18 protein-coding genes and 1 pseudogene are annotated in these 20,876 nt (G+C 73.4%); 10 read left to right on the top strand and 9 right to left on the bottom strand.

Going from position 1 to position 20,876, the window contains the following annotated elements; genetic code table 11:
- Positions 1-9: 9 nt before the first annotated feature.
- The 4 genes from ACFY2L_RS03635 to ACFY2L_RS03620 all read right to left on the bottom strand — a co-directional run bounded on the left by ACFY2L_RS03635 (position 10) and on the right by ACFY2L_RS03620 (position 4,952).
- Positions 10-1,728 carry a trypsin-like peptidase domain-containing protein gene (locus ACFY2L_RS03635; protein ID WP_390655497.1) on the bottom strand — a complete coding sequence of 573 codons (1,719 nt, stop codon included), beginning with the start codon at positions 1,726-1,728 and terminating at the stop codon, positions 10-12.
- The gene (locus tag ACFY2L_RS03630) at positions 1,725-2,075 is read right to left on the bottom strand and encodes a CU044_2847 family protein (protein WP_390655498.1); all 351 of its coding nucleotides are present in this window, start codon (positions 2,073-2,075) and stop codon (positions 1,725-1,727) included. The genes ACFY2L_RS03635 and ACFY2L_RS03630 overlap by 4 nt, the downstream gene beginning before the upstream one ends.
- 100 nt (positions 2,076-2,175) lie before the next feature.
- Positions 2,176-3,513 (bottom strand): carboxyl transferase domain-containing protein, encoded by a 1,338-nt coding sequence (locus ACFY2L_RS03625; protein ID WP_390821371.1) that lies wholly within the window; start codon positions 3,511-3,513, stop codon positions 2,176-2,178.
- Positions 3,510-4,952, bottom strand: a complete 1,443-nt coding sequence (locus ACFY2L_RS03620; protein WP_390821369.1) for an acyl-CoA synthetase — start codon at positions 4,950-4,952, stop codon at positions 3,510-3,512. Before ACFY2L_RS03620 ends, ACFY2L_RS03625 begins: the two co-directional genes overlap by 4 nt.
- Positions 4,953-5,204: 252 nt before the next feature.
- On the opposite strand from ACFY2L_RS03620, the gene ACFY2L_RS03615 reads away from it, so the two are divergent.
- Complete coding sequence (locus tag ACFY2L_RS03615; RefSeq protein ID WP_390655501.1) at positions 5,205-6,095, top strand: RimK family alpha-L-glutamate ligase; 891 nt, start codon at positions 5,205-5,207, stop codon at positions 6,093-6,095.
- On the opposite strand, the gene ACFY2L_RS03610 is transcribed toward ACFY2L_RS03615, so the two are convergent.
- The gene (locus ACFY2L_RS03610; protein WP_390655502.1) at positions 6,058-6,675 is read right to left on the bottom strand and encodes a hypothetical protein; all 618 of its coding nucleotides are present in this window, start codon (positions 6,673-6,675) and stop codon (positions 6,058-6,060) included. The genes ACFY2L_RS03615 and ACFY2L_RS03610 overlap by 38 nt on opposite strands.
- A gap of 134 nt (positions 6,676-6,809) precedes the next feature.
- Here ACFY2L_RS03610 and ACFY2L_RS03605 point away from each other — a divergent pair, with 134 nt between their 5' ends.
- Positions 6,810-7,583: an IclR family transcriptional regulator gene (locus ACFY2L_RS03605; protein WP_390655503.1), complete on the top strand. Its 774-nt coding sequence runs from the start codon at positions 6,810-6,812 to the stop codon at positions 7,581-7,583.
- Positions 7,580-8,428 (top strand): SMP-30/gluconolactonase/LRE family protein, encoded by an 849-nt coding sequence (locus ACFY2L_RS03600; RefSeq protein ID WP_390821367.1) that lies wholly within the window; start codon positions 7,580-7,582, stop codon positions 8,426-8,428. The genes ACFY2L_RS03605 and ACFY2L_RS03600 overlap by 4 nt, the downstream gene beginning before the upstream one ends.
- Before the next feature lie 112 nt (positions 8,429-8,540).
- On the opposite strand, the gene ACFY2L_RS03595 is transcribed toward ACFY2L_RS03600, so the two are convergent.
- The 3 genes and pseudogenes from ACFY2L_RS03595 to ACFY2L_RS03585 form a co-directional block, all read right to left on the bottom strand.
- Positions 8,541-9,959 (bottom strand): NAD(P)/FAD-dependent oxidoreductase, encoded by a 1,419-nt coding sequence (locus ACFY2L_RS03595; protein ID WP_390655505.1) that lies wholly within the window; start codon positions 9,957-9,959, stop codon positions 8,541-8,543.
- 887 nt (positions 9,960-10,846) lie between these two features.
- Positions 10,847-11,890 (bottom strand): annotated as a pseudogene (locus ACFY2L_RS03590) (MAB_1171c family putative transporter); the annotation flags it as partial.
- On the bottom strand, positions 11,890-12,510 hold the full coding sequence (locus tag ACFY2L_RS03585; RefSeq protein ID WP_390655506.1) for a toxin-antitoxin system, toxin component family protein: 621 nt from the start codon (positions 12,508-12,510) through the stop codon (positions 11,890-11,892). The gene ACFY2L_RS03585 and the pseudogene ACFY2L_RS03590, both read right to left, overlap by 1 nt.
- A 251-nt stretch (positions 12,511-12,761) precedes the next feature.
- Here ACFY2L_RS03585 and ACFY2L_RS03580 point away from each other — a divergent pair, with 251 nt between their 5' ends.
- From ACFY2L_RS03580 to ACFY2L_RS03550, 7 genes are all read left to right on the top strand, one after another.
- Positions 12,762-14,120: an extracellular solute-binding protein gene (locus tag ACFY2L_RS03580; protein ID WP_390821366.1), complete on the top strand. Its 1,359-nt coding sequence runs from the start codon at positions 12,762-12,764 to the stop codon at positions 14,118-14,120.
- Complete coding sequence (locus ACFY2L_RS03575; protein ID WP_390821365.1) at positions 14,117-15,061, top strand: carbohydrate ABC transporter permease; 945 nt, start codon at positions 14,117-14,119, stop codon at positions 15,059-15,061. The genes ACFY2L_RS03580 and ACFY2L_RS03575 overlap by 4 nt, the downstream gene beginning before the upstream one ends.
- Entirely contained in the window at positions 15,058-15,909 is an 852-nt protein-coding gene (locus tag ACFY2L_RS03570) for a carbohydrate ABC transporter permease (RefSeq protein ID WP_390821364.1), read from the top strand. Before ACFY2L_RS03575 ends, ACFY2L_RS03570 begins: the two co-directional genes overlap by 4 nt.
- 12 nt (positions 15,910-15,921) lie before the next feature.
- On the top strand, positions 15,922-16,905 hold the full coding sequence (locus ACFY2L_RS03565; protein ID WP_390821363.1) for an arabinan endo-1,5-alpha-L-arabinosidase: 984 nt from the start codon (positions 15,922-15,924) through the stop codon (positions 16,903-16,905).
- Positions 16,906-16,940: 35 nt separating this feature from the next.
- On the top strand, positions 16,941-18,455 hold the full coding sequence (locus tag ACFY2L_RS03560; protein ID WP_390821362.1) for an alpha-N-arabinofuranosidase: 1,515 nt from the start codon (positions 16,941-16,943) through the stop codon (positions 18,453-18,455).
- Between the two features lie 101 nt (positions 18,456-18,556).
- Positions 18,557-19,015 (top strand): RrF2 family transcriptional regulator, encoded by a 459-nt coding sequence (locus ACFY2L_RS03555; RefSeq protein WP_390655512.1) that lies wholly within the window; start codon positions 18,557-18,559, stop codon positions 19,013-19,015.
- A 123-nt stretch (positions 19,016-19,138) separates the two neighbouring features.
- The gene (locus tag ACFY2L_RS03550) at positions 19,139-20,038 is read left to right on the top strand and encodes a sulfite exporter TauE/SafE family protein (protein WP_390821361.1); all 900 of its coding nucleotides are present in this window, start codon (positions 19,139-19,141) and stop codon (positions 20,036-20,038) included.
- 70 nt (positions 20,039-20,108) lie between these two features.
- On the opposite strand, the gene ACFY2L_RS03545 is transcribed toward ACFY2L_RS03550, so the two are convergent.
- Positions 20,109-20,858 (bottom strand): intradiol ring-cleavage dioxygenase, encoded by a 750-nt coding sequence (locus ACFY2L_RS03545; protein WP_390821698.1) that lies wholly within the window; start codon positions 20,856-20,858, stop codon positions 20,109-20,111.
- Between the last annotated feature and the right edge of the window lie 18 nt (positions 20,859-20,876).

Below are 20,876 nucleotides of genomic sequence, written 5' to 3'. Positions count from 1 at the left end.
GGAGGCGGCTCAGACGACGGGGGAGTGGGCGTGGGCGGGGGCGCCGCCGTGCGGGTCGGTGAAGACGCGGGGGTCGTCCCACAGCAGCTGGATGTCCCGGGCCCAGTGGCCCTCCTCGGCGTCCGCCTCCTCCCGCAACGCCAGTACCTGGCGCGGGAGTTCTGCGGGGGGCACGCCGGACACGCAGGCGTCGAGCTCGTCCAGGAACGTCTTGCCCGCGCAGCCGTCCCCGCCCGCGCAGGCCTCCTCGGGGCCGTCCGCGCAGCCACCGCGCGACCAGATGACCACGGGGGCGGGCGCGGTGAGCGAGGTGTCGAAGTGGGGGCGGGTGCGCGGCGCCGCCGGGGCGGTGGCGAAGCCGGCGAGACAGGCGTCGGGCTTGCGCAGCCGCAGCCGCAGCCGGGCGGGTTCCTCGGGGCTGCCGCACTCCACGCGGTGCACCCGCGCCCCCGGCAGGGTGTCGAGCCGCTTCCAGGCGCGGGTCAGCTGGTGCCGGGTGCCGGCCCGCAGCCGTGCCTGGTCGGTGACGACCAGCGGGTACACGGACCCGAGCGGGGTGTCGTCGTCGGGGGCGCTCGCCCAGCGGTCCACCGGCAGGTCGATCCAGTCCCGGGGCAGCGCGAACGCGATCAACTCGTCGCAGCCGGGCGTCAGATAGCGGAACGCGGCCTCGATGCGCTCCTGCACGTAGGCCCGCACCCGGGCCTGCGGGACGGTCTCGGAGCCGACCGGGTGCCGGCGGCCCCCGCTGTACGCGGACACCTCGACGCGGACGTGCCCGTCGCCGGCGCCGCTGTGCTGGAGGTCGACGAGGATGGGCGACCAGTCGGGCGCGGCGGGCGCCTCGGCGGGGACCCGGAACAGGGCCTCCACCTGGGCGGTGAAGCGGGCCACGGTGGCGGCCGCGTCGGCGCCGTCGAGTTCGCACAGCACGAACAGGGCCGCCGACCACAGCGAGTCGAAGCCCTCCTCGGGCGGATCCGGGTCCAGCGGCGCCCTGGCCGCCTCGTAGAGCCGCACCCGCCGTACGGGATCGCCGTCGAGGCCCGCGCGCACGGCGCGCTCGACGAGGGCGCGCAGCCGGGCGCGGTCGGCCGCGCCGTGGTCGGAGGTGGGGACCAGCCCTTCCAGGCCGGGCCAGTAGCGGGCCATGACCTCGGTGGGCATCATCCGCCCGTTGTGGACGCCCTGGGCGCCCGCGGCGGCGGTGACCATGCCCACGACCTCGCCGGTGTCCGCGAGGGTGACCGCGGCCCCGCTGAAGCCCGGTGCGAGCGGCTGGCCGCCCGGCTGCCAGGCCTCCAGCTGGATCCATTCGCGGTTGAGCAACTGGGTGGCGGTGATGCGGTACTCGGCGAGCGTGCCCTCGTCGAAGCCGACCGGGAAGCCGTAGACGACGAGCTTGCGGGGCCGGCCGGCGCGCTGCGCGTGCGCCGCGTCGACGGGGGCGAGCGCGGCCGGCGCGATCGGGACGTCGTGCGCCAGTTCCAGTACGGCGAGGTCGCCGAGGTCGGTCGCGCCGCCGCCCCAGCCGCCGTCGGCGACCACCCGGGCCGGTACGGCGGGGGAGCCCGGCCGTTCGGTGAACGTCACGCTCAGCGCCTCCGCCGCGCCGCCCTGGCGCACCACGTGCGCGCAGGTCAGCACCTTGCGCGGGGTGACCAGGAAGCCGGCTCCGGCGACCTGGCCGGCGCTCTCGATCCGGGCGTGCCACTCGGCGCTGTTCATGAGACGGCGGTGGGCTCCGGCCCCTCGGCGGGCGAGGGGGACCAGGTCAGCTTCACCACGAGGTGGCCCTCCGCCGTGCCCTTGGCGATGATCGCGCCCGTCTCCGCCGAGAGCTTCACCCCGAACTCGATCTCCACTCCGTCGGGCCGTAACGAGCCGTCCCGGAACACCCGCAGCGCCGACTCGGCCGCCGCGCGCACCCCCTCCAGGGCGCCCTCGAAGGTACGGGCCGCCTGGACCGTGCCGTCGCCGCGGGCGACCAGCCGTGAACCGGGCCGCCCCTCGACGGCCGCCTCGACGGCGACCACGGCGCCGTCCTCGGTCTTGAACTCCACCAGTCCGTCCACGCGCCCCCGTAGCCCCTTCCCTCGGACCAGACCCTGCGGCTGTGTGCGTCCCCATTGTTACGGACGGTGCTCGGGGTTGTCCTGTTTCTTCCCGCCGTTTTCACGGCGTCCGCCGGTCGTCCGTCCTGATCACCCCCAGCTCGGCCAAGTCCTGCGGCCGGATCCGGAGTTGGCGGGCCGTCGCCTCCACCTCCTCCGGCGGGCGCTTGAGGATGGCGGCGGCCGCCTCGGGCGCGATGACGGAGAAGTAGCTGTCCGGGGTGGCCCAGGTGCGGCCGGGAGCGGCCAGCGCGAGCGCCCCGCCCGAGCCGCCCTCGCCGATCACCAGGGTGGTGACCGGCGTACGGGTGGTGGCGAGGGTGGCGAACAGCTCCGCGATCGCCGCGCCCGCGCCCTGCCGCTCCGCCTCGGCGTCGTTGGCGGCGCCCGGGGTGTCCACCAGGGTGAGCACCGGGATGCCGAGCCGGTCCGCGAGCCGGATCAGCCGGGTGGCCGTGCGGTACCCGGCGGGCCGGGTGGCGGCCCCGGTCTGCGCGGCGTACGCGACCGTACGGCCCCGGCGGTCGCCGAAGCCGCACAGCATGCCGCCGGGATCGGTGCCGCCGCAGCGGTCGCCGGAGATCGCGAGGCGGTCGGTGAAGTAGGCGTCCAGGTAGCGTGCTGCGCGCGGCCGCCGGGGGGAGCGGGCGCGTTGTACGGCATCCCAGCCGGAGAGCGGCAGGTCCTTCGCGCCGAGCGGCTCGGGCACCGGGGCGGGCTCGTCCGAGGCCCCCGTCAGCAGCCGCAGCCACCGTCCCAGCGTCTCCCGCAGCTCCTCCGGCCGTACCACGGCGTCCGCCGACCCCGCCGCGACCTGCGCCCGAGCCGTGTACGCGGCCGGGTCGGCGTCCGCCGGCCGCACCCGCGACCCGGCGAAACCGACCTGCGCGCCGGGCAGCGCGAGAACGACGTCGGCGCCCGCGCCGAGCGTGGCCCAGCCCCCGCCGGTCGTCGGATCCCGCACCACCGCGACCTGCGGCAGCCCGGCCCCGCTGGTCAGCGCCGACTGCCGTGCGACGCGCTGGAGTTGACCGAGGGCGACCATGCCCTCCTGCATCCGGCTGCCGCCCGTGGCGACCAACGGGACGACCGGGAGCCGGTGTTCACGGGCGTACGTGTACGCCGCCTCCAGCCGGTCCCCGGTGCGCTCGCCCAGCGAGCCGCCCAGGAAACCGAACTCGAAGGCGATCAGCACCGCCGGGGTCCCCTCGACGCTCGCGGTGCCGCACACGACGGACTCCGACTCGCCGGTGCGTTCGGCGGCGCGGGCGCGGGAGAGGTCGTACCCGGGCCAGGCGAGCGGACCGTCGGGAGTGAAGTCCCTTTTCGGATAGGGGAGTTCGGTGAAGGAGTCGGTCACGAGGGCGATGACCTCCCGGGCGCTCGCGCGTCCCGTCATGACGTCAGCGCCCGCTTCATGATCTTCCCCATGTCGTTGCGGGGCAGCGCCTCCAGGTAGCGGACCACGCGGGGCCGCTTGTGCGGAGCGAGCCGCCGGGCGACATGGCCGGCCAACTCGTCGCTGCCGGGCGGGGACTGAGGATCGACGGGGACGACCCATGCGACGATCCGCTCGCCGAGGTCCGCGTCGGGCTCCCCCGTGACGGCGGCCTCGCGCACCCCCGGATGCTCCAGCAGCGCGTTCTCGATCTCACCCGCCCCGATCTTGTACCCGCCGCTCTTGATGAGATCGGTGGCCTTGCGCCCGACGATCCGCACGTACCCGTCGGGATCGAGCACCGCCACGTCACCCGTCCGGAACCAGCCGTCGGCGGTGAAGGCGGCCGCCGTGGCGTCCGGCCGGTTGAGGTACTCCGTGAACAGGTGGGGCCCGCGCACCTGGATCTCCCCGACGGTCTCGCCGTCGTACGCCGTCACGACGGCCCCGTCCTCCTCCACGAGCCGCAGCTCCACGCCCGGCAGCGGCACCCCCACGGTCCCGGCCCGCGCCTCCCCGTCGGCCCGCACGGAGGTGTTCATCAGCGTCTCCGTCATGCCGTACCGCTCGATCACCCGCCGCCCGGTCGCCGCCGCGATCCGCTCGTGGTCGTGCACGGGCAGCGCGGCCGAGCCGGACACCAGCAGCCGCGCCGCCGAGAGCCCCTTGACCAGCTCGGGGTCCCCGGGAAGCGCCTCGGCGATCCGGTGGTACATCGTCGGCACCCCGAACAGCATGCTCGCGCCGCCGTTCAGCTCCCGGGCGACGCCCTCCGTGGTGAACCGCCCCAGATGCCGTACGGACCCCCCGCGCCGCAGCGGTCCGAGCACACCCAGCACGAGCCCGTGCACATGGAACAGGGGCAGTCCGTGCACCAGCACGTCCTCCCCGGTCCACTGCCAGGCGTCGGCCAGGGCGTCCAGGGTGGCGACCAGGGCGCGACGCGGGATGACGGCGCCCTTGGGCGGGCCCGTGGTGCCGGAGGTGTAGACGACGAGGGCCGGGTGCTCGTCGTCCACGGACGCCGGGGACGGGGCGCCGGTGCCGTGCACCTCGACGTCCACCCGCGCCAACCCGTCGAGTGGAGCGGGCAGTTCGTCGCCCGGAGCGGCGAGGACGACGCCCGGCGCGCTGTCCCGGAGGATGTGCCCGAGCTCCTTCTCGCCCGACTTCGGGTTGAGCGGCACGGCGGCGGCCCCGGCGAGCAGCACCCCCACCACGCCCACGGCGGTCTCCAGGCTCGGCGTGGCCCACACGGCGACCCTTTCCGCCCCCCGCACCCGCTCCCCGACGGCCCCGGCCGCCGCCGCGAGCTCCGCGTACGTCAGAGTCCGCTCACCGAACCGCAGCGCGACCCGCTCGGAGGGATCGTCGGTCAGGGCGGGGAAGAGTGAGGACACGCGGACGCTCCTTGTACTAGTGGCCATGCCACCGATCCTGCCCGGGTCGAGCCGCCTCCACCATGTCGGCCACCCCACAGCTCTCGTCGTCCGCCCCGCCGACGGCGTCCGCCTCGGCGGCCGGCGCCCGCACGGCGTCCCCGGGGGCGGGGCGCCCGGCCGCGCGGCGGCGGTCGCCGGTGGCCGGCCCCGGGCCGGTTGTTAGCCTTCCCGGGACCGGTCACCGGACATGCGTACGAAGATGGAGTCGCCGTGCCCCGCATCGCCCTCGTCACCTGCCGGCCCGGGCCCGAGGTCGCCGTCGACACCGATCTGCCGGGCCTGGTGGCGGCGCTGCGGGACGCCGGGGCGGACGCGGAGGCCGTCGTCTGGGACGACCCCGACGCCGACTGGGCGGGCTACGACCTCGCCGTGATCCGCTCCACCTGGGACTACAGCTGGCGCGCGGCGGAGTTCGTGGCCTGGGCGCAGCGGACCGGGGCGGTCACCCGGCTGGCCAACCCGGCCGGGGTGGTCCGCTGGAACAGCGACAAGCGGTACCTCGGGGAGCTCGCGGCGGCCGGAGTGCCGACCGTCCCGACGCGCTACCTCGCGCCCGGGGAGGAGGCCGGGTTCCCCGACGGCCACGAGTACGTCGTCAAGCCGACCTCCGGCGCGGGCGCCCGCTTCGCCGCCCGCTACACCCCCGACGAGCACGACACCGCCGTACGGCAGCTCGCGCGGATGCACGCGGAGGGCTTCACCGCGATGGTGCAGCCCTATGTGCGCGGTATCGACGTGGCCGGTGAGCGGGCGCTGCAGTTCTTCGACGGCCGTCTGCTGCACGCCAGCCGCAAGGGAGCCGTCCTCGCGCCCGGCACGCCGTACGACGAGCGCAAGGTGGCCCACCCGGGCCTGGAGCGGTGGCAGCCGACGGACGCCGAACTGGCCGTGGCCGAACAGGCCCTGGCGGCCGTCCCGGAGGCCCCCGAGCTGCTCTACGCGCGCGTGGACCTCGTGGACGGCGACGACGGGCGGCCGCAGGTCATGGAACTGGAGCTGGTCGAACCGAACCTGTTCCTGTCCCTGCACCCGGGGTCGGTGACCGGGGTCGTGGCGGGGATCCTCAGAGCTGCCCGGGCGGCAGACCGCTCCCGTCCCTGACCACCGTCCGCTGGAACAGTCCCCAGGTGAACTCGGCGACCACCTCCCGGCGTATGCCCAGGGCGTCCGGCGCGGTGAACGCCAGCCCCCAGCGGGTCGGGGCCGAGCCCTCGAGCGGGCGGGCCGGGGCGAAGGCGCGGGCGACCTCGTCGACCGTGCTGGACCAGGGGGTCAGGTCGTCCAGGCTCCGCAGGTCGGGGCTCTGCTCTCCCGGGGCACGGACCAGCCACTCGTTCCAGACGGCGCCGTTCGGCGCGAGCAGCACCTCGAAGCGGAGCCGGGGCCACAGGGGGATCGGCCAGAGCCAGGCCTCGCAGTCGAGGTCGCCGACGCGGCGGGCGGTCCTCGACTCGGGTTCACCGAGGACCGAGCGGTAACGGGAGAGGGAGCCCCGCGCGTGCGGGGAGTGCACCATGGCCTGCCAGCGTTTGTTGGCCTCCCTCATCTGCACGAGGGAGACCCCCAGACCATGGCGGGCGTCGTCCACCAGATCCGGGTTCTGGTCGGCCATGCGGCGCAGCATGACGAGTTGGAAGTCGGAGACACTGAAGGTGCCGGCGAGGCGTTTCGGGGTCGGCATGCCCCCATCCTGGCCCACGGCGCGATCCAGGACCATTGCCCGTGGGAGCGGCTTGTGCGAGCCTGTGTTCGTCATGCCGATCGCCTGTTGAAATTTCGAACGCAGGCCAGGGACGAACAGGGAGGGGGCCGGTCGTGGGACGCCTCGTACCAGCCGTGACCCGAGCTCTCGACATTCTCGAGCTCTTCCTCGACGGGGACGGGACGCTCTCCGCACCCGACATCGTGCGCAAGCTCCAGCTGCCGCGCACCACCGTGCACGAGCTGGTCACCACACTCGCCGCGCGCTCCTACATCGTCCCCGTGTCCGGACAGCCCGGACGCTACCGCCTGGGTGTCCGTCCGTACCAGCTCGGCAGCCGCTACGCCGAGCAGCTCGACCTCGCCGCCGAGGGCCAGCAGGTCGCCCGCACCGTCGCCGAGACCTGCGACGAGACGGTCCACGTGGCGATCCTCGAGGGCACGGACGTCATCTACATCGCCAAGGTCGACTCCACGCACGCGGTGCGCATGGTCTCGGCCGCCGGCCGGCGCCTCCCCGCCCACTGCACCTCCGTCGGCAAGATGCTGCTGGCCTCCCTCCCGGAGGCGGAGCTCGCCGCCCGCATCCCCGACGACGCCGACCTCGTCCGGATGACCCCGAACAGCATCACCGAGCCCGGCGCCCTGCGCGCGGCGCTCGCGGAGATCCGGGAGCGGGGCATCGCCGTCGAGAGCCGGGAGTCCAACCCCGACGTCAGCTGCGTGGCCGCCCCCGTCCGCGACCGCACCGGCCAGGTCGTCGCCGCGCTCTCCATCTCCGTGCCGATGATCCGCTGGAGCGACGAGCGCCGTGCCGAACTGGAGCAGCTCGCCGCCAAGGGCGCCGCCGAGCTGTCGGAACTCCTGGGCTACCGGAGCGCGGCATGACGACGGCCTTCGACGTGGCGGTACGGGCCGAGGCGACCCTCGGCGAGGGCCCCACCTGGGACGCGGCGGCCGGCCGCCTCCTCTGGCTCGACATCCTGGGCGCCCGGCTGCACACCTACGACCCCTCGACCGGCCGTCGCTCGGTCCGGGTCACCGACCAGCACGTCGGCGCGGCCAAGCCCCGCGCCGGGGGCGGCCTGGTCCTCAACCTCCGGGACGGCGTGGGCCTCCTGGACGAGGACGGATCCTTCCGCTGGCTCCACCACGAGCCCGTCCCCGGCCGCCGCGCCAACGACGCCGCCGTCGCCCCCGACGGCTCCCTCTGGGCCGGCACCATGCGCTACGACGAGGCTCCCGGCGGCGGCACCCTGTCCCGTCTCACCGGCGACGGCACGGCCGAGACGGTCCTCGACGACGTGGCGGTGAGCAACGGCATCGGCTGGAGCCCGGACCACTCGCTGATGTACTACATCGACTCGCCGACCCGCCGCGTCGACGTCTTCGACCACAGCGAGGGCCGCGTCGCGAACCGCCGCACCTTCGTCGGGATCGAGGAGGGCGCCGGCTTCCCCGACGGACTGACCGTCGACGCGGAGGGCTGTGTGTGGGTGGCGCTGTGGGACGGCGGAGCGGTACGCAAATTCACCCCTTCGGGTGAACTGGATCGTGTACTGATGTTGCCGACCCCGCGGGTGACGGCCTGCGCCTTCGGCGGCGCGGACCTGACGGACCTGTACATCACGACGGCCCGCGTGGGACTGACGGACCCTCACCCGCTGGCGGGCTCCCTGCTGGTGGTCCCGGACGCGGGCAAGGGCCTCCCGCAGCCTCCGTTCGCCGGATAGCCGGCTCGGCCCGGGGCGCCGTGACGGCGGGCTGCCGAGCGGCTGGGCGACGGGGGGAGGGCGGGCGCGGCGGCACCCCGCACGCGAGCGCCCTCCCGCGCCGCGCCCCCGGCTACTGCAACCCCGCCCGCTTCAGCTCGTCCCCGGTCAGCGGCGGCCCGGCCAACGCCGGCTTCAGCGGCCCCACCGCCGCCGCGACCAGCACCGACGGAGCCAGCAGCACCTCGGGCCCACGCTCCAACGAGGTCACGTCCGTCACCCGGCGGGCGATCCGCCCGTTCCCGGTGGCCGTCAGCATCAGGCGGCCCACGTACGCGGCCAGCACCCGGTCCCGCAGCGTGGGCCCGTGCTCCGTCGCCCCCGGATAGAACACGTCCTGCCCGACGGCGAGATCCCACGCCGCCGCCGCCGGCCGCGCCACCGCCCGCTGGATCCGGCGGGACAGCCCGGCCGCGCCCCACCCGTGCCGCCGCACCACGTCCCGCAGCAGCACCGCGCTCTGCGCGGCGACGGCGAGACCGTGACCGTAGAGCGGGTTGAACGCGGCGAGCGCGTCACCGAGGACGGCGAAGTTCTCGGGCCAGAGGGGCATCCGCTCGTAGAAGTGACGGCGGTTGCGGGTGGCCCGGGTGTACGACACGTCGGTGAGCGGCTCGGCGCGCTCCAGCAGCTCCCCGATGACCGGGTGCCGCAGCTCCTCGCGGGCGAAGCGGACGAAGTCGCCGGCATCGGCGGACGGTTCACCGCCGCGCGTGCCGTTGAGGGTGACGATCCAGCGGCCGTCCTCGATGGGCAGCAGGAAGCCGGCCCGGCCGGGGCGGCCGTCCCGCGGGTCCGGCTGCACGTTCACGATCGGGTAGCCGGAACGCGCCTGCTCGGGGGCGAGGTACAGCCGGCTCGCGTACGCCAGCCCGGAATCGACCTCCCGACGCTCCACGGCGGGCAGTCCGAGGTCCGTCAGCCAGTGGGAGGCCCGGGAGCCCCGCCCGGTCGCGTCGACCACCAGCCCGGCCCGCAGCACCCGCTCACCCGAGCCGTCCCGTCCCCGCCCCTGCTCTCGGATCCGCACCCCGGTGACCGCTCCCGCCCCGCCCTCCAGCCCCAGCACCTCGGTGCCGTCGAGGAGTTCGACCCGCCGGTCCGCGAGGACCTGCGCGCGCACCGTCGCGTCCAGCAGGTCGCGCCCGGCGAGGATGGTGTGGTGCGACTCGGGCCAGCGCCGGAACCAGCCCCGCGCCCCCATGACGACCATGTCCGTGGTCACCGGATTCCGGCGCGCCCCGGCCTCCCGGAGCGCCTCCACGGCGCCCGGCAGCAGCTCGGCCACCGCCCGCACCCCGCCCGACCACAGCATGTGGGCGTGGTGCGCCTGCGGGAGCCCCTTGCGGGGCGCGGGGCCGTCGGGCAGGACGTCCCGCTCCACGACGACGACCCGCTCGGCGAGTCCGCTCAGGGCGGCCGCCGCGAGCATGCCCGCATGGGATCCCCCCAGGACGACGGCGGTTCTGGCGGGGGTGGGATCTTCAGTCATGCGCTGACATGCTCTCTGCCGGGGCGGACCGCAAGCTCGCGGACCGCGTCGATGTCTTCGGGATGGCGGAGGACCTCGGACACGGCCTGGATCTCCCGCAGCAGATAGGTGGTGTCGGGCCCGCCCGAACCGGATCCCCCGGGCCCTGCTTCGGCTGCCGGTCCGCCCGAGCCGGATTCCCCGGGCCCTGCTTCGGCTGCCGGTCCGGCCGAACCGGAGCCGTACGCCCCGGACGGACGGAACCCCGAGGACCCCGCCCCGGCGCGGGACGGGCCGGAGGAACCCGAGCGGGCGGGGCCGTCCGCGGCCACCGGTCCGGGCGAGCCGGAGCCGGAGCCGGAGGGACCGTACGGTCCGGACGGACGGGAGTCCGAGGGGCCCGCCCCTGCGGTGTGGGCCGTGGGGGCCGTGTGGGTCGGGCCGGACGGACCGGAGGAGGCCGAGAGGCCGGTGGATCCGGACGGGCCGGAGGAGACCGCTGGGCCGGGGGAGCCCGTCAGACTGGCGTCGGCCACCGGGCGGGGGGTGCCCGTCAGACCAGAGTCGGGCGCCGACCCAGATTTCGCCGCCGCCCCGGCGTTGGCCGTCGGCCCGGGGGAGACCGCCGGGCCCGACTGGGTCGCCGCGTCGGGCGAGACGTACGGCCCCGAAGAGGCCGCCGGGTCGGAAGCCCTCGTCGGGCCGGATGTCCCTGCTGGTTCGGGAGTGGCCGTCGGGCCGGACGCCCGCGCCGGGTCGGAAGCCCCCGCTGGACCAGAAGCCCCCGCCAGTTCGGAAGTGGCCGTCGCGTCGGAAGCCCCCGTCGAGCCGGCAGCCCCCGTCAGGGCGGAGGGTGACGGCTGGGGTGGGGTGGGTGGGTTGGGGTGGGGGAGCGTGGGTGGGGGCGTGGAGCGGGTTCGTGCCGCCACCGCCTCCTGGATCGTCACCGCGGCCGCGAGGGCCTGCGCGCGGCCGCGGTCGAAGCCGAGGGCGACGGCCGCGTCGTAGGACCGTGCCCGCAGGTCGTCGTCGAGGTACCGGGACAGCTGGAGGACCGCGTCACGGATGAACGTCTCGCGGCGGATCAGACGCAGCTCCGGGGTGGCCCGCAGCGCGAGCGGCTCACGGGTGCCGACGACGGAACGCATCAGCCGGGCGAGCGGCTTGAGACCGCGGTGCCGGCGGCGCACCCGCCAGCGCTCCTGGAGGTACTGGCCGGCGTGCGGGACGATGAAGCCGATCGCGACCAGCGTGGCGGCGATACAAGCCGCCGACGGAGCGATGTTGGTGTTCAGCCAGTCCAGGTCGTGCCCGGTCCACCGGGCCCCCACCGCCGTCAGCTTCGCCGCGCTGAACAGCAGGTTCGTCACGTACCCGGCTCCCAGGAAGCGCAGCCCCCAGCGCAGCCAGGCGTCCAGGCCCTCCGTACGGCTCCAGTTCCAGATCAGCCCGGCCGTGACCGAGCAGGCCACCGTGTGCGCGAGCAGGTAGAGCAGGATCTCCTCGCGCATGAAGGGCGTGTTGGCGTAGTACGTGTCGAGGTCCCGGATCCGCTCCACCGGCACGTCGGCGAGCGCGAACAGCACCCACAGCGCGACCACGACCCCCGCGTACACGGAGACCACCCACCGGGTGGCGCGCCGGGTCTGCGCCGAGCGCTCGGTGAGGTTGTTGCGCCAGGCGATGACCAGCAGCAGCCAGGACGCGGAGAGCGCGGTGAGCAGGGAGTACACCCAGGGCGCCGCGATGTTGGGGACGCCGGTGACCCGGTTGGTCCAGGCGATGGTCTTCGGGGCGGCGAACACGAACACCGCGCAGGCGAACAGCAGCAGACCGCCGACCGCGCGCAGCAGCGGGTCCCGCCACAGCTTGAGGATGCTGGGCAGCTTGATCGCCAGGGCGGCGCCCAGCACCACGGTGGGCAGCCAGAAGGAGATGTACAGGCCGTGCATCACGGGGCGGTGCCCCTGCGTCCGCGGTAGCCCAGCGTCCGCTGCACCGGCGACGCCTCGCCGCCGGGCCCGGGCGTGGGTCCGGCCTCGGACAGATACCGCCGGAAGCGGGCCGCGAGCCGGTGGCCGAAGTCGTCGGCCTCGGCCTCGTCGGCCTCCCGGGAGCCGTTGCGGGCGGCCACGGTCAGCGCGATGGAGTCCCAGCCGGGCCGTCCGGCCAGGACGTCCGCCGCCTCCGTGCCGACACCGTGGTGATGGTGCCGGTGGCCGGCGTGCAGATGCCACAACTCATGGCCGAGAATGACGAGTTGCTGTACGGCCTCGGCCCGCTCCTCCACGATGACCAGGTCGAAGTCGCGGAACTCCACCCACAGTCCGGTCACCCCGATCTCGTCGGGGAACCGCTCGAACCGCAGCTCGACGGGACGTCCGCCGCGCCGCGCGGCCATCTCCTCGCACAGGGCCCGGGACACCTCCCGCACGCCGGCCGGCCGCCGGGGCCGGGCCCGCAGCGCGGCGGCGAGCTCGCCGGCCAGCTCGCGCATGGCCGGGCCGGTCCTCGGGCGCCGCAGCGCGGAGGCGATCCGGGCCGCCCTCCCGCGCGCGCCCGCGATGTCCATCAGGTCCCGTCCCCCTTCTCACCGCCGAACGGCCGCCGCTTCGCCGCCCTCCGGCAGCGGGTTCGAGCCTACGCGGCTGGTTGTGTCCGCGTCACGAAAAGAACTGACCGGGCTCAGGATAGAAAGCGCTATCAGAAGTCGTGTCGAAACCATTGACGCGCAAGCGCATCGATTTTACGGTCCCGTTCGAAGTTACGGGCATGATTCGAAATGTCGAACGACGACGAACGACGGGACGACAGGGGCAAGGTATGGGACAACCTGGCCTGAATCGCAGGCAACTTCTCGCCGCCGCAGGCGGGTTGACGGTCGCGGGCAGCTTCGGCTTCGCCGCCCTCGGCACCGGCGCCGACGCGCTGGCCGCCGGCAACCGCACCCGCGTCCGCTACTGGAACCTCTTCCAGGGCGGCGACGGCGCCAACCAGGTCGCGATGGTGGACGCCTTCCGCAAGGCGAACCCGGACATCACGGTCAAGGACGCCACCCTCTCCTGGGGCAACCCCTACTACACCAAGGTCGCCATGGCCGCGGCCGGCAACCGCGCCCCCGACCTCGCCGTCATGCACCAGGGCCGCATCCCGGGCTTCGCCCCCGGCCGCCTCCTGGACCCCTGGGACATCGGCCTCCTCGCCAAGTACGGCGTCCGGGAGGTCGACTTCAACCCGGTCCTGTGGCAACGCGGCATCGTGGACGGCAAGTTGTACGCACTGCCGCTGGACATCCACGTCCAGCTCAGCTTCTACCGCAAGGACGTCTGCCGGAAGGCGGGCCTCCTGGACACCGACGGCCGCCTCCCGGCCGCCACCTCGCCGGAGGACTGGTTCGCCGTACTCAAGGCCGCGAAAGGGAAGTTGACGGAAGGCCGGCAGACACTCGGCCTGCACGCCAACGACCAGAACTTCTGCTGGTGGTTCTTCGTCACCTTCTACCAGCAGCTCGGCGGCACCTACTTCACCGACGACCGCACCGGCGTCACCTTCGACACCGACAAGGCCACCCAGGTCCTGGAGTTCTTCCGCAAGCACGTCACCGACGGCTACGTCACGGTCGGCGAGGCCGACGGCGAGGCCTTCCTCGCCGGCTCGCCCTTCACCTGGGAGGGCAACTGGTCGGTGCCGTACTTCAACTCCCAGAAGATCGAGTACGGCGCCCAGCCGCTGCCCCCGGTCTTCGGGAAGCCGGCCACCCACGCCGAGTCGCACTCCTTCATCCTGCCCCACCAGGCAGACCGCGGCGGCGCGGCGAACGAGGACGCCTACCGGCTCGCCGCCTACATGGTCACCCACGCCACCACCTGGGCCAACGGCGGTCACGTCCCGGCCTATCTGCCCACCTTCAAGGATCCCGCCTATCTGCGGCTGACCCCCCAGAACGAGTACGCGCGCCCCGCGATGGACCACCCGGCCACCGAACCCCACATCTGGTTCGCGGGCTCCACCGGCATCCTCGCCCAGCGCGTCGGCCCGATCGTCGCCGCCTCCAACCTCGGTTCGGCCACACCGGCCGCGGCGGCCCGCCGTATGAAGTCCGCCCTCGGACAACTGCTGGCGGCGAAGAACCCGATGGACGGCCGCACGGCCGCCCAGGAGCTGAAGGGAGCGGGCGCATGAGCACCCTCGCCCAGGCGGGCACCGTACTCCCGGCCCGCACCACGGCCGCCACGGACTCCGCCCGCGCCCGCTGGGGCCGCCGCTTCCAGCACGGTGGCTGGTTCGTCGCCCCCTTCTTCGTCCTCTACGGCCTGTTCGTCGTCGTGCCGGTCGTCCGGGGCCTCTACCTCAGCTTCACCGACGCCAACATCTCCGGCGACGACCCCGGCTTCGTCGGCCTCGACAACTACCGCGAGGCGCTGAACGACGACCTCGTGTGGGACTCGCTGTGGCACAGCGTCCGGTTCACGCTCTCCGTGGTTCCGCTGATCGTGGCCGTGGCCCTGCTGATGGCGCTGATCGCCCACCACACGGTCCACTTCAGGTGGCTGTGGCGGCTGTGCTTCTTCGCCCCGTTCCTGCTTCCCTCGGCGGTCGTCGGCAACCTGTGGTGGTGGCTGTTCCAGCCCACCAACGGCATGGTCAACCACGTCCTGGGCCGGGACACCCCGTGGCTCACCCAGAAGTCCACGGCGATGTCGGCGATCGTCATCGCGACCCTGTGGTGGACGGTCGGCTTCTCCTTCCTGCTCTACCTCGCCGCCCTGCAGAACATCCCGCACCACCTCTACGAGGCCGCCGAGCTGGACGGCGCCAACGCCTGGCAGCGCCTGCTGCACATCACCGTCCCGAACCTGCGCGCCATCACCGGGCTCGTCGTCGCCCTGCAGGTCCTGGCGTCGCTCCAGGTCTTCGACCAGGCCGTGGTGATGTACCAGTTCGGCCCCGGCCCGGAGGAATCGACCCGCACCTTCGTGCAGTACACCCTCGAAGAGGGCTTCACCAGCTACCGCGTGGGCTACGCCTCCGCCATCTCCTTCATCCTGTTCCTCATCATCGCGGCCGTCGCCCTCGGCCGGATGTGGCTGCTGCGCCACCGCGAGGAGGCCGCGACCCGATGACGACCCCCGTACTGCGCAAGCCCCGCAGCACCTGGACCCCCGGCCAGATCGCCCTCACCCTCGTCGCGGGGGCCCTGTCCCTCGTCTGGCTGGCCCCCCTGGTCTGGGCCCTGTCCACCTCCCTCAAGACCCCCGCCGAGTCGGTCGCGTCCCCGCACTGGATCCCCGAGGACGTCACCCTGGAGTCCTGGAAGGCGGTCGTTGAGGCCGGCAACATCCCCAACTGGTTCGTGAACTCGGTGGTGGTGTCCGTCTGCGTCACCTTCCTGGTCCTGCTCGTCGCCGCGCCGGCCGGATACGGCTTCGCCCGCACCGAGTTCCGGGGCAAGCAGGCCCTGCTCGCGCTCACCATGGCGGGCCTGATGTTCTCCCCGGCGATCCTCGGCGTCCCGCTCTTCACCACGGTCCAGTCGCTGGGCATGGTCGACACGTACTGGGGGATGATCCTGCCGCAGTGCGCCCCGGCGGCGATGGTCTACATCCTCTACAAGTTCTTCCAGTCGCTGCCGAAGGAACTGGAGGAGGCGGCCTTCATCGACGGCGCGGGCCGCTGGCGGATCTTCTTCACCATCGTGCTGCCGCTGTCGAAGCCGTCCCTCTCGGCGGTGGGCATCTTCACCTTCATCGCCTCCTGGAACAACTTCCTGTGGCCGTACATGGTGACCAGCGACCCCGACCTGATGACCATGCCGAACGGCATCGCCACCGTGCAGAACGCCTTCGGCATCGTCTGGCCCCAGCTCATGGCCGGCGGCCTGATCGCGGGCCTCCCGCTGATCGTCGTGTTCGTCTTCTTCCAGAGCCAGATCGTGCGGGGCGTGGCCCACACCGGTCTGGCGGGCCAGTAAGGAGCCCGAGCAGTGCGACCGAGACTCGCGAGCCTCCTCACCGCGGCCGTGCTCGCCCTCCTGCCCGGCACCGCCCGGGCCGACGCCACCTACCCCGACCCCCAGCCGCTCACCGGAGAGCAGATCATCCACGACCCGACCGTCATCCGCCTCGAGTCGGGCGGCTACGTGGCCTATTCGACGGGCGGGATCATCGGCGCCCGCACCTCGGAGGACCGCACCCACTGGGACGACGCGGGCAACGCCTTCACCACGCCGCCGAGCTGGTGGTACGCGTACAACGACACCGGCGACCCCTGGGCCCCCGACCTCTCCTACCGCGCCGGCCGCTACTGGCTGTACTACGCCGTCTCCTCCTGGGGCACCAACCACTCCGCGATCGGCGTGGCCACCTCCCCGACCGGCCTCCCCGGCACCTGGACCGACCACGGCAAGGTCTTCGGCTCCGAACGCACCGACTCCTGGAACGCGATCGACCCGGCGGTGATCCGCGCCGACGGGCGCCTGTGGATGAGCTTCGGCTCGTACTGGACGGGCATCCGGATGGTCGAACTGGACCCGAGGACGGGCAAGGCGGTCGAGGGCGCGACGGTGCACCATCTGGCGACCCGCCCCGACGCCCCGTACGCGGTGGAGGGGCCGTACATCGTCGAACACGGCGGCCGCTACTACCTCTTCGCCAGCTACGACACCTGCTGCGCGGGCGCGGACTCGACCTACCGGATCAGGGTGGGCCGCTCGACGTCCGTGACGGGCCCGTACGTGGACAGCACCGGCGAGCCGCTGCTGGAGGGCGGCGGCGACCTGCTGCTGGCGGGACACGGCCGTTACGTGGGCACCGGCGGAGAGTCGATCTTCAAGGACAGGGGGAGAGACGTCCTGGCGTACCACTACTACGACGCGGAGGACGGCGGCACGCCGAAGCTGGGGCTCAACACCCTGACCTGGACCAAGAACGGCTGGCCCGACCTCCTCCGGGGGCGCGGCCGGCCATGAACCACCCGCAGGCAGAACCGAACCGAAAGGCCAAGATGAGCACCGCCCGCTTCACCCTGGACCCCGCCTTCACCGTGGGCGAGGTCAACCCCCGTCTCTTCGGCTCCTTCGTCGAACACCTCGGCCGCTGCGTGTACACCGGCATCTTCGAACCGGACCACCCCGCCGCCGACGCCGAGGGCATCCGCACGGACGTCCTGGAGCTCGTCCGGGAACTCGGCGTCACCGCCATCCGCTACCCCGGCGGCAACTTCGTCTCCGGCTACAAGTGGGAGGACTCGGTCGGCCCCGCCGAGACGCGTCCCCGCCGGCTGGACCTCGCCTGGCACTCGACGGAGTCGAACCGCTTCGGCCTCTCCGAGTACATCGGCTTCCTCCGGAAGATCGGTCCCCGTGCCGAGCCCATGATGGCCGTCAACCTCGGCACCCGAGGCGTCGCCGAGGCCCTCGAACTCCAGGAGTACGCCAACCACTCCGAGGGCACCGCCCTCTCCGACCTGCGCGTGTCCCACGGCGACAAGGACCCCTTCGGCATCAGGCTGTGGTGCCTCGGCAACGAGATGGACGGCCCCTGGCAGACCGGCCACAAGACGGCCGAGGAGTACGGCCGGGCCGCCGCCGAGACGGCCCGCGCGATGCGCCAGATGGATCCGCACGTCGAACTGGTCGCCTGCGGCTCCTCCAGCCAGTCCATGCCCACCTTCGCCGCGTGGGAGGCGACGGTCCTCGAGGAGACGTACGACCTCGTCGACTACATCTCCCTGCACGCCTACTACTGGCCGCAGGACGGCGACGTCGACTCCTTCCTCGCCTCCGCCGTCGACATGGAGTCGTTCATCGACAACGTCGTGGCCACCGCCGACCACGTGGGCGCCCGGCTGAAGTCCAAGAAGCGGATCAACCTCTCCTTCGACGAGTGGAACGTCTGGTACCTGCCCCGGTGGGAGGAGCACGCCAAGGGCATCGACCAGGAGGACTGGCCGGAGGCCCCCCGCCTCCTGGAGGACAACTACAGCGTCACCGACGCCGTCGTCTTCGGCTCGCTCCTCATCGCCCTGCTGCGGCACGCGGACCGCGTCACCGTGGCCTGCCTCGCCCAGCTCGTCAACGTCATCGCCCCGATCATGACCGAGCCCGGCGGCCCGGCGTGGCGGCAGACGACGTTCTTCCCCTTCGCCCAGGCCGCCCGGTACGGCCGCGGCCGGGTCCTCGACGTCCGCGTGGACTCGCCGACGTACGAGACGAGGAAGTACGGCGAGGCGGACCTGCTGCACGCCACCGCGGTCCGCGCCGAGGACGGCACCGTCACCGTCTTCGCCGTCAACCGCAGCCGCACCGAGGCGCTGCCCCTCGAAGTGGCCCTGAACGGACTGGACCTGACGTCGGTCGTCGAGCACAGCGCCCTCGCGGACGCCGACCCGGACGCACGGAACACCCTCGACGAACCGGAGCGGGTCGCCCCGCACCCGGTCGAGGGCACCGCGGTACGGGAGGGCACCCTCTCCGCCGTACTGGAACCGCTGTCCTGGAACGTGATCCGGCTGGCCTAGGCCCTCTCCGGATCCGCCGGACGGGGCCTGGCCGGCCGGGGACCGCCGACGGGCGGTCCCCGCCGATCACCTCGTCCGGCGCCGGGGGCCACAATGTCCGTATGAGGATCTCAGCGCGGGCGGACTACGCGGTGCGGGCGGTACTGGAGCTCGCCGTACGGCAGAGCGGTGACCCGGTGAAGGCGGAGACCGTCGCCGCCGCCCAGGACATTCCGCACAAGTTCCTGGAGGGGATCCTCGGCGATCTGCGGCGCGGCGGGATCGTCGACAGCAGGCGCGGCGGGGGCGGCGGCTACCGGCTGGCCCGGGACGCCGCGGCGATCACGGTGGCGGACGTGATCAGGGCGGTGGACGGCCCGATCGTCTCCGTACGCGGCGAACGGCCGACGGGCCTGACGTACACGGGGTCCGCGCAGCCCCTGCTCCCGCTCTGGATCGCGCTGCGGGCGAACGTGCGCCGGATCCTGGAGGGCGTCACGGTCGCGGACATCGCCGCGGACGCGCTTCCTGAGCCGGTGAAGGAGCTGGCGGCGGAGCCGGCGGCCTGGGAGAACCCCTAGGTGTATTGATCACGAGCGGGCACAGGTTTCACACCTTGCTCTCAGCTTGGGTGCCTACCCTCGCTCCCGTTCATCCCCACCTGACCGATGGGGAAAGCCGGGAACCAGGAAGCGGTGTCCAGGATGCGCACGCTCGTACTGCTCGCCCTCGCGGGCCTCGGCGCCCAGCTCGTCGACGGCAGCCTCGGCATGGCCTACGGCGTGACGTCGACCACGCTGCTGCTGGCCCTGGGCACCAACCCGGCCGCGGCCTCGGCCACGGTCCACCTCGCGGAGATCGGTACGACGCTGATGTCCGGCGCCTCGCACTGGCGCTTCGGGAACGTGGACTGGAAGGTCGTCACGCGGATCGGCGTGCCGGGGGCGGTGGGCTCCTTCCTCGGCGCGACGGTCCTGTCGCGGCTGTCCACCGAGGTGGCGGAGCCGGCGATGTCCCTGATCCTGCTGGGCCTCGGGCTGTACGTGATGTCCCGCTTCACGTTCCGGGGCCTGCCCAGGGACCGCCTGGGCAAGCCGCTGCGCCGCCGCTTCCTGACCCCTCTCGGACTGGTGGCCGGCTTCCTGGACGCGACCGGCGGGGGCGGCTGGGGTCCGGTCGGCACGCCGGCGCTGCTGGCCAGCGGCCGGATGGAGCCCCGCAAGGTGATCGGCTCGGTCGACACCAGCGAGTTCCTGGTGGCGCTGGCGGCCAGCCTCGGCTTCCTGCTCTCGCTGGGCTCCCAGGGGCTGCGGTGGCCCTGGGTCGTGGCCTTCCTGCTCGGCGGTCTGGTCGCCGCCCCCGTCGCCGCCTGGCTGGTCCGCCTCCTCCCGCCGCGCGTGCTCGGCTCGGCCGTCGGCGGCGTCATCATCGTGACGAACGTCCGCACGCTGCTGAGGAGCGACTGGGTGGCGGCGCCGGGCCCGGTGAGCGCGCTGGTCTACGTCGTCCTGTACGCGGTGTGGGCGGCGGCCCTGGCGTACTCGATCCGGGCGCATCTCAGGGAGAGGGCGGCGGCGGAGGAGCGGGAGCTGGTCGCGGCCTGACGCGCCGCCGCGCCGCGGCCCGGACCGGTGCGTGGCCGGGGGCCGCGGCGGGGGCGGCACCGCCCGGGGGTCAGGCGGAGTCGACGCCCACGGTGAGGGTCGCCTCGTAGCCGTCGGAGACGCCGGAGCCGAGGGCGGTCAGGGTCAGCAGGCCCGAGGAGGCGCCTCCGTCGTCGTAGATGCCGTCGTCCGCCAGCAAGGTCTCCTTGGTGGTGTTCGCCGAGTACGGCGCGGTCGCCTGGATCTCGGCGTTGATGTCCGGGTCGAAGAACAGCTGGCCCGTGTGGATGATCTCGCCGCCGGTGTACGAGTCGTCCGTGAGGGTCACGTCCGTGTGCACCCGCATATGGACGTGGACCGCGCGGGAGGCGTAGTGGCCGGGCCAGATCGAGGTGATGCCGCACCGGCCGTTCTCGTCAGTCAGCTGACCGCCGCGCAGGAACGTGCCGTTGTCCTCCTCCTGGTGGCCGTTGCCGCCGACGAATCCGGAGTACTCACCGAGGGCGTCGCAGTGCCAGATCTCCACGAGCGCGTCGGCGAGCGGCGCGCAGTCGTTGGCCTGGTCGACGACGGTGAAGGTGTACCGGACCTCGAAGCCTTCCTTGTCCTCCCGGATGTCCTCGCGGACGAGGGCGCCTTCCAGGGAGTACGGCCCCTCCGTGACCTCGGCGTTCAGGGTGCAGATGCCGGAGACGGCGGAACTGGAGGCCGAGGCGTCGGCCGCGGACGAGCCGGTCTCGCCGGTGCCGGTGTCCGCCGACGCCATGCCGGCGATCGCCAGTCCGCCGGCCGCGGCGACCGCGCTGCCGCCGATCTTGATTGCAAGCGAGTTGGGGCA

It is taken from the genome of Streptomyces sp. NPDC001381 (assembly GCF_042895685.1).
Taxonomy (GTDB): Bacteria; Actinomycetota; Actinomycetes; order Streptomycetales; family Streptomycetaceae; genus Streptomyces.
Note: the sequence above shows the minus strand (reverse complement) of the source record. Positions and strands in the feature narration are given on the sequence as shown.

Bases quoted from the DNA above. Each gene is read 5' to 3' on its own strand.
- ACFY2L_RS03635 (WP_390655497.1), bottom strand. From the start codon at position 1,728: ATGAACAGCGCCGAGTGGCACGCCCGGATCGAGAGCGCCGGCCAGGTC.
- ACFY2L_RS03625 (WP_390821371.1), bottom strand. From the start codon at position 3,513: ATGACGGGACGCGCGAGCGCCCGGGAGGTCATCGCCCTCGTGACCGAC.
- ACFY2L_RS03610 (WP_390655502.1), bottom strand. From the start codon at position 6,675: ATGCCGACCCCGAAACGCCTCGCCGGCACCTTCAGTGTCTCCGACTTC.
- ACFY2L_RS03600 (WP_390821367.1), top strand. From the start codon at position 7,580: ATGACGACGGCCTTCGACGTGGCGGTACGGGCCGAGGCGACCCTCGGC.
- ACFY2L_RS03595 (WP_390655505.1), bottom strand. From the start codon at position 9,959: ATGACTGAAGATCCCACCCCCGCCAGAACCGCCGTCGTCCTGGGGGGA.
- ACFY2L_RS03585 (WP_390655506.1), bottom strand. From the start codon at position 12,510: ATGGACATCGCGGGCGCGCGCGGGAGGGCGGCCCGGATCGCCTCCGCG.
- ACFY2L_RS03580 (WP_390821366.1), top strand. From the start codon at position 12,762: ATGGGACAACCTGGCCTGAATCGCAGGCAACTTCTCGCCGCCGCAGGC.
- ACFY2L_RS03575 (WP_390821365.1), top strand. From the start codon at position 14,117: ATGAGCACCCTCGCCCAGGCGGGCACCGTACTCCCGGCCCGCACCACG.
- ACFY2L_RS03570 (WP_390821364.1), top strand. From the start codon at position 15,058: ATGACGACCCCCGTACTGCGCAAGCCCCGCAGCACCTGGACCCCCGGC.
- ACFY2L_RS03560 (WP_390821362.1), top strand. From the start codon at position 16,941: ATGAGCACCGCCCGCTTCACCCTGGACCCCGCCTTCACCGTGGGCGAG.
- ACFY2L_RS03555 (WP_390655512.1), top strand. From the start codon at position 18,557: ATGAGGATCTCAGCGCGGGCGGACTACGCGGTGCGGGCGGTACTGGAG.
- ACFY2L_RS03550 (WP_390821361.1), top strand. From the start codon at position 19,139: ATGCGCACGCTCGTACTGCTCGCCCTCGCGGGCCTCGGCGCCCAGCTC.